General features: G+C 62.6%; 6 protein-coding genes. 5 read left to right on the top strand and 1 reads right to left on the bottom strand.

Translation table 11 applies throughout. The annotated features are described in order from the left end of the window. The 3 genes from Q0A15_RS14525 to Q0A15_RS14535 form a co-directional block, all read left to right on the top strand. Nucleotides 1-2,091 (top strand): acyltransferase family protein (locus Q0A15_RS14525; RefSeq protein ID WP_291280239.1); only part of this gene is annotated, 2,091 nt, incomplete at its 5' end. A gap of 9 nt (nt 2,092-2,100) precedes the next feature. Next, a complete protein-coding gene (locus Q0A15_RS14530; RefSeq protein ID WP_291280240.1) occupies nt 2,101-2,934 on the top strand; it encodes an acyltransferase in 834 nt (277 codons plus the stop codon). Between the two features lie 55 nt (nt 2,935-2,989). Next, complete coding sequence (locus tag Q0A15_RS14535) at nt 2,990-3,820, top strand: acyltransferase (RefSeq protein WP_291280241.1); 831 nt, start codon at nt 2,990-2,992, stop codon at nt 3,818-3,820. Between the two features lie 20 nt (nt 3,821-3,840). Here Q0A15_RS14535 and Q0A15_RS14540 read toward each other — a convergent pair whose 3' ends face one another. Beyond that, nucleotides 3,841-5,034, bottom strand: coding sequence for an MFS transporter (locus tag Q0A15_RS14540; RefSeq protein ID WP_291280242.1), 1,194 nt, complete (start codon nt 5,032-5,034; stop codon nt 3,841-3,843). A 71-nt stretch (nt 5,035-5,105) separates the two neighbouring features. Here Q0A15_RS14540 and Q0A15_RS14545 point away from each other — a divergent pair, with 71 nt between their 5' ends. Together Q0A15_RS14545 and Q0A15_RS14550 are read left to right on the top strand one after the other, a co-directional pair. Beyond that, nucleotides 5,106-6,110 carry a stealth conserved region 3 domain-containing protein gene (locus tag Q0A15_RS14545; RefSeq protein ID WP_291280243.1) on the top strand — a complete coding sequence of 335 codons (1,005 nt, stop codon included), beginning with the start codon at nt 5,106-5,108 and terminating at the stop codon, nt 6,108-6,110. Nucleotides 6,111-6,201: 91 nt separating this feature from the next. Beyond that, nucleotides 6,202-7,017: signal recognition particle receptor subunit alpha (locus Q0A15_RS14550; protein ID WP_291280244.1), on the top strand; the 816-nt coding region annotated here is incomplete at its 3' end.

Consider the following 7,017-nt stretch of genomic DNA (forward strand, 5'->3'; position numbering starts at 1 on the left):
CCAGGAAGACACGCCGCACTGAAGGCTGGCCGCAGGATTCGTCAGCGGCAAGGTTTTCGTGGCGACATCCAGGGTCTCCGGGCCATAGCGGTCGGTGCGGTGGTGATCTACCACTTGTGGCCGTGGCACCTCCAAGGTGGATTCGTCGGCGTCGACATCTTCTTCGTGATCTCGGGCTTCTTGATCACAACCCATCTCGTCTCGAGTCCTCCTCGCAGCATCGGCGACTTCGGGAGATTCTGGGCCAAACGTGTCCGGCGACTGCTGCCCGCCTCACTTCTGGTCATCGTGACGACGGTGGTGGCAGTCTGGGCGCTTGCTCCGGCCACCGCCTGGCGGGATACGGGTACCCAGGCCATGAGTTCTGCCACCTATTGGCAGAACTGGCGCCTCGCCTTCAGCTCGGTCGACTACCTTGGGGCCGACGACGCGCCTACGGCGCTGCAGCACTTCTGGTCGCTGTCGGTCGAGGAACAGTTCTATTTCGTGTGGCCACTACTTGTGGCGTTGTTGTTGGCGGTGGGCAGTTCGCAACGGGTCAAGCGTTCGGCGCTGTTGATCGGACTCGCCGTGATCGTCGTCGGCGGTTTGGGGTTCTCCCTCTGGTACACCCACGAGAACGCACCCATGGCCTATTTCGTGACCACGACTCGAATCTGGGAACTCGCAGCTGGTGGGCTCACGGCCGTGTTGGTGCTGGGACGTCCGGCGAGACGAGGCGGCCTCTCCTCGTTGGTGGGCTGGTTGGGGCTGGCCGGGATAGTAGCTTCCGTCTTCATGCTGGACCCCGCTGCTCCGTTCCCCGGGTGGCGGGCGGCGATTCCCGTGATCGCCACCGCGCTGGTGCTCGGCGCAAACGCTCAGGGAAAACTCTCGCCCAACGGCCTGCTATCCCTGGCTCCCGCCCAGTTCATTGGCAACACGTCATATTCCATCTACCTGTGGCACTGGCCGCTGATCATCCTGGCTGAGTACCGGTTGGGGGAGATGGACTGGCGGCAGAAGCTGATCATCATCGTGGTCACCTTGGTGCTGGCCTGGGCCACCATGGAGCTGGTGGAGCAACGTTTTAGACGCTGGACCAATAGATTCTCCTTGCTGGCCACGTTCGTCAGTACAGCAGTGGCCATGGCGTTGGTCGCGGGGCTCGGCTGGGGGCTCAGCAAAGCCTCGGACCTCCGGGCCGAGCACACCAAGCAGGATCTGGCTCAAGCTGAGTCCGGGGGCGTGGACTGCTTCGGGGCCGGAGCCTTGCACTGGCTGGAAACCGGAGAAGGGCGATGCACTGACCAGGACGACCTGCTGTTGGATCCTGTCACGGCCAAGAGCGACAAGACCCCTACATACCCGGATGGTTGTATGAACAACCCACCCTTCACCACCCGCACGACCTGCACCTATGGTGACGGAAAGACCCAGGTTGCCTTGGTGGGTAATTCGCATGCGGCTCATTGGCTTCCTACCCTGCAGGAGTTGGCCAAGGAACGAGATTGGACCATCACGACCTTCGTTTCTGGTAGGTGCACGGTGAATCCTCAGGTCCAAGTGTTCGACCGTCCGGTGGAATCGCAGAACTGTTTGGATTACGGCAAGTGGGTCATGGAGAGGACCACCGCTGGAGACTTCGACGCGATCGTCACGTCGGAGCGCCAGTCGGTCAAGATCGAAGGCTCGGATTGGGAACAAACGAAGGTGCTCGCCCGGACAGGCTATGTCCAACACCTGAATGAATGGCATGACGCAGGCATCCCGGTGCTGGTGCTCCGGGACACGCCGTCTCCGGCGGAAGCGGGTATCGGGTCTGCACCAGATTGCTTGGCTGAGCATGCCGACGATCCGGATGCATGTAACGGCAGAGCCAGTTCATGGGTGCGCTCGGATGCGTTGTCCGAGGCCGTGAAGCGAGTAGATCACGATGACCAGTTCTTCATCCAGACGCAGCAGTGGCTGTGTCCGGCGGGAACGTGTCGCTCCAGTATCGGCCGGGTCATCACGTACTTCGATTCGTCGCATCTGACGGCGACCTACGCACGAAGCCTGTCTTCGCAACTGGGTGCAAAGCTCGACGAGTTGAAGATCGACTGGATGTAATATGTCAGTATGATCATCCTGACAAAGGTATCCCCGTACAACGACGAGCTGGGGAACGTCGTAGACTGCTCCGATGAATATAGCAAGAATGTCAAAATAGTATTCCGGGGGAAGAATAATAGACTCGTAATTGAAAAAGGTGCACGCATAGACAGCGTGAGTGTTGCTTTTGATTGCGATAACGGGGTGTGCAAGATAGGTGCCAAGGACTTCGGGCCTGGGGTGAAACTAAAAATACGGGTCGGTCAAGACAGTAGCGTCATTCTAGGAGACAACGTATCCACTACTGGTCAATGTCTGATGACTGCGGCCGAGGGGTCCAAAGTGGTCGTTGGTTCTGACGTGATGATTGCGTCGGGAAACTATCTTCGAGCAGATGACGGACACCCGATTTTCGACGTGAGTTCCGGTCGACGGATGAATCCATCGGCGGACATCATTATCGGGGACCATGTTTGGCTTGCCACGAAGGCTGTGGTACTGGGTGGCGCGGTGATTAATGAGGGATCGGTAGTCGGGTTCGGTAGCATCGTTACTTCTCGAATTCCCAATAACTGCATTGCGGTCGGTAGCCCAGCCAAGGTGGTCCGGAAGAATATTGCGTGGGAGCGTCCGAACCTCACGAAATCGAAGCCCTACTACAAGACTGATGCGTCAACGGTGAAGAAGTCCAAGTTCTGGAATCTGACCGACGATGGATCCTCCTCCTCGGAGTCGACTGCGAAGTCCAACTCCGGCGCGAAGTCTAGCGCGCGGCCCGTGATCGTGCGTCATAGTCCACTGCGCAAACGCGCAGGGCGTCTGGTGCGTGCCATCCAGCGCAGAATCCCCAAGGGTAAATAACTGGCCGGCCACCAATCGAAGCCGAGCCGCCCCTGGAGGCCTGTACCGTGGCACCATGACAGACCTGAACAGGATCGCTCCATACACCGACGAGCGTGGCAACAGTATCGAGTGCTCTGACGAGTACGGCGGAAAGATCAACGTTTCGTTCCACGGGACCAACGGAAAACTCATTATCGCCAAGGGCGCTCGGCTCGATTCGCTCCGCATAGCATTCTACGGAGACAATGCGGTGTGCAAGATCGGATCGAAAAGGGCCGGTATGGGCGTCAAGCTCAATATCCGTGTGGGGCAGGATTGTCTTGTGGCCTTCGGTGACAACGTCTCCATGACCGGGCAATGCATGGTGACCGCGGCCGAGGGGGCCAATGTCATCGTGGGGTCGGATGTCATGATCGCGTCGGGAAATCAGCTTCGTGCGGACGATGCGCACCCGATCTTTGACGTCAAAACGGGCAAGCGAGTCAATCCCGTGGAGGACATCATCATCGGAGATCACGTGTGGTTGGCGGCCCAGGCCGTCGCTCTGGGCGGGGCCGTGGTGGGTGAGGGATCGGTGATCGGATTCCGCAGCATCGTGACCTCACGGATACCGAACAACTGCGTCGCGGTGGGCAGCCCCGCCAAGGTGGTCCGAAGGGACATCGCCTGGGAGCGTCCGCATCTTTCGAAGGTCGAGCCTCACTTCAAGCCGGATTCTTCCACGGTCAAGAAGTCCGACTACTGGAATCTGACGGACGACGACTCCTCCAAGGTGGAAGTGACCCACCAGGATTTTGGAACCGATCCCAGCGAGCGGCTCACCATCGTGCAGCACAGTCGTCTGCGTAACCGGGCCGGTACGGTGTTGCGCGCGGTCAAACGCAGGATCGCCAACAAGTTCTAGACGACTCCGAGGCCGGACACTCACCTCTCCGAAGGCAGGTTCCGATCCGGGGTGCTGCCCCAAGCGGCCACGCCCAGGAACATCACGAGCCCGGACAGCCCGAACGCCCATCCGTAGCCGACGTGGTCGGCCAACAGGCCGGCGACCAAAGGGGCTACGATGGCCGGCAGATCTGCAGCCATCTGGAACGTCGCCATCGCCCGGCCCGCACTGCGGGTCGGGCCCACGACGTCTGCGATGGTGGCCTGCTGGGATGGTGCAAAAAGCCCGGTAAAGAAGCCCTGCAGCAGGGACAGGGCCGCCAGCACCCAGAGCGTCGGTGCCAGCCCCAGGACCACGGCAACGAGCCCGGCTCCCGTCATGCCGAGCAGGATCGGCCTGCGGCGTCCCACGGAATCGGACCATTTCCCGGAGAAGGTCAGTGCGCCCGCGTTACCGATGGCATAGAGCGTGACCACGACGCCGATCTGGAACGGATCGAGTCCCAGCGCAGCAGCGGCAAACAGGGGGATCAGCGAGGTGCGTACGCCCATGGTCACCCAGCCGTTTCCGATATTGCCGAGCACGGCAGCCCGGAATTCGGGGCGGGCCCAGGCCTCGGCCAGGGTCATGGGCGGGAGCGCGGAGGCCCTCGTGAAGCGACCACCGCCTCGTTCCAACATGAGGAACACCACCGCGGCAGCCACGATCAGGGCCACCCCGTAGATGACGAAGGGCATGCGGAATCCCAACGGGGACAGCAGGCCTCCGACCAGCGGTCCCGCCACGTTGCCGAAGAGGAACGCGCCTCCGTAGAGCCCAGACACCCTGCCTCGGATGGCTCGTGGTGAGCGGCGGGCGATGAAGCTTCCCGCGGAGACGGAGAACATCGTGGAGCCGATCCCGCCCAGGCCGCGTACCACCAAGAGGATCCAGTATTCGGGCGCCCACGCGCAGGCCAGCGTGGAGGCCGCAACGATGAGGACGCCGGTTACGTAGCCGATCCGCTCGCCTCGGGCCTCCGCGAATCGTCCGGCCAGCGGCGCGAACACCAAGCGGCACAGGGCAAAGACGGAGACGATGGCCGCGGCTCCGGCGTCAGTGACCTCGAAGCTCTTGGCGTACTGCGGCAGCAGCGGAGCGATGAGACCGAACCCCAGGGCCACGATCACGGCCGCCCCGATCAGTACCCGTAGATCGGTCGGTATTCGAGGTCTGTCCGCCGCAGGGGACACGAACGGGCTACTGGCAGGCGGTGACGGCACGGTAGCCAACTCTAGTTGTTACTGCACTACAGTGCTGTTCCGTGAAGAGTCGACGGGGAACCAGCAGCAAGAAGCCACGCTCCACCATCCCTGCCCCCTCAGAAGTTGCCCCCAGCGCATCCTTCGGGTGGCCGATAGACGTCGTGTATACGTGGGTCGACGACTCGGATCCGGCCTGGGCGCACCGGAGGGATAAAGCACGGGCGGTCGGCGGCGATGCGCCGCTGCACCCCACGGCTGCCTCCGCCTCACGGTTCGAGGATCATTCGGAACTGAAGTACTCGCTGCGTTCCCTGGCCCAGTTCGCTCCCTGGATCCGGCACATCTATCTCGTGACCGACCAGCAGGTTCCGACGTGGCTCATTGACGACCCGGTCGGTCTCACGGTGGTGGATCACCGAGAACTGTTGGATGCCGAGAACCTCCCGACGTTCAACTCCCACGCCATCGAGTCGGCGCTGCACCGCATTCCCGGCTTGTCCGAGCACTACCTCTACTTCAACGACGACGTCCTCCTCGGGAAGCCGACAGTTCCCGGCGACTTCTTCACGGAGGACGGGAAACCCCGTGTCTTCCCGAGCGCCAAGGGAATCGACGGTGACCTGCCGGTGCTCCGCGCCGCACAGCGCAACGCGGAGGTTCTGCTTGACCTGACCGGAACCACCGTCACCCATCGATACCTGCACACGCCGCACCCGCAGCTGGTCTCCAACTGTCAGGACCTCGAGGCGCGGATTCCCCAAGAATTGGCTGCCACCAGATCGCACCGTTTCCGGGACCCGACAGATATCTCTTTTGCGTCGTCACTGGCGCTCAGCTATGCGGTGGCCACGGGGTGCGGCGTCAAGGGCAAGATCGATTACACCTACATCGACATCAGCGAAAAGGGTGGCTTCACGGGTCTGCTCAAGATGCTCGCCAAGGGTCCTCGCCGTGTGGTGTGCATGAACCAGGTAGGCAAAGCACGGGCGCCCATGCTGTGGTTGCTTCGGCTGGTTCTGAATCGCCTGTGGCCCACACCTTCACGGTTCGAGATCCAGCGGTAGGCCCTGCCGTGGTGGTCATCCGGATCCACCTCCCGAACGTTGAGTCATCGGACGCCGCGCGCTGCGACGCAGGTGTGAGAAAGTGGACCACGTGAATGACTCCCTGACTCTTTGGCTCATCGTTGCCGCTGTCGTGGTGGTGCTTGCCGTGGTGATCGCCGTTCTGGTGGTCCGTGCCCGACGCAAGCAGACCACCCCCGTGGACAAGGCACCCACGTCCTCCACCGGCCCCGGAACCGGCCCCGCCGCGGGCGGGGTGGATGGTACGGCGCAGGCCAACGCCCCGCCGTCGGGCACCGCCACCGCAGAGGCACCGGCGGAAGCAGCTCCTGCCACCCCCAGCATCGAGACCCCGGCACCCGTCGAGGGTCGCCTGGCACGCCTGCGCGCACGCCTGGCGAAGTCCAACAACGTCTTCGGCAAGGGCCTGCTTGCGCTGCTCTCCAGCGACAAGATCGACGAGGACGTCTGGGACGAGATCGAGATGACCCTGCTGTCGGCGGACCTCGGCACCGACGCCACCGACGACCTCATGCTGCAGCTGCGCGCCCGCGTGAAGGTGGAGGGATCCCGGACGCCCGAGCGCGTCAAGGAGATCCTCTCCGAGGAACTGCTCAAGCTCGTGGATCCCACCATGGACCGCTCCATCGCCACCGACCGCGTGGGGGACAACCCCTCCGTGGTGCTGGTGGTCGGCGTCAACGGGGTGGGGAAGACCACCACCATCGGCAAGATCGCCCGCGTCCTCGTCGCGGAGGACAAGGACGTGCTGCTGGGTGCGGCCGATACCTTCCGTGCCGCCGCCGCACAGCAGCACGCCTCGGGTTCAACCCTCGTCGTCCACACCAGCAACACGTCCGTCGTCGGAGGAGCACACCCCTCCTGCGACGACGGCGCCGACCAGGAG

Source organism: Galactobacter sp., assembly GCF_022712295.1.
Classification (GTDB): Bacteria; Actinomycetota; Actinomycetes; order Actinomycetales; family Micrococcaceae; genus Galactobacter.

Coding starts and splice junctions, on each gene's coding strand:
- Q0A15_RS14530 (WP_291280240.1), top strand. CDS start 2,101: ATGATCATCCTGACAAAGGTATCCCCGTACAACGACGAGCTGGGGAAC.
- Q0A15_RS14535 (WP_291280241.1), top strand. CDS start 2,990: ATGACAGACCTGAACAGGATCGCTCCATACACCGACGAGCGTGGCAAC.